This is a genomic window from Paenibacillus sp. tmac-D7 (assembly GCF_006519665.1).
In the GTDB taxonomy this organism is placed as follows: Bacteria; Bacillota; Bacilli; order Paenibacillales; family NBRC-103111; genus Paenibacillus_G; species Paenibacillus_G validus.
The window spans coordinates 1-505 of the sequence record NZ_VIDW01000131.1; the positions used below are offsets into that span (position 1 = coordinate 1).

At 43.8% G+C, this 505-nt stretch carries 1 protein-coding gene; it reads left to right on the forward strand.

All coding sequences use genetic code 11. The features are described 5' to 3' along the window. Positions 1–178: 178 nt before the first annotated feature. A complete protein-coding gene (locus FKP33_RS26800; protein WP_029197844.1) occupies positions 179–385 on the forward strand; it encodes a DUF1657 domain-containing protein in 207 nt (68 codons plus the stop codon). Positions 386–505 lie beyond the last annotated feature (120 nt).

Consider the following 505-nt stretch of genomic DNA (forward strand, 5'->3'; position numbering starts at 1 on the left):
ATCTATGTAGGGCTGTACCTGCTGGCTTCAAGCATTGCCAAGAAGGGCATAGATTGCGGTAAGTCTTTTCAGGAAGACTCTAACCCCTGACAATAGCCAATCATCAAATTTTACCATTCATTAATTTTCTGACAGGTTGACATATTACATATGGATGCCATTTCAGGAGGTGATCAACGTGACGGTAGCTTCTCAAGTGAAAACAGCTGTAGCTTCATTAAAAAGCGCGCAGGCCAGCTTTGAACAGTTTGCGTTAAACACACAAAACCAACAGGCCAAAACCACTTTCACAAATGCAGCGCAACAGACACAAAACATCATTGACCAGGTCACTCCACGGTTACAACAAATTGAACAGGAAGAACCGCAGTATAAAGGTTTCTAAAAAAGGCCATGCCGATCTCTTCTCGGCATGGCTGTCCCTTTATTCCCTCGTAGATGACTGGATTGGGAGGCTGATTTTCTTGGCATGGATAGCAGGATTATGGCTAGTAAATACGGCACT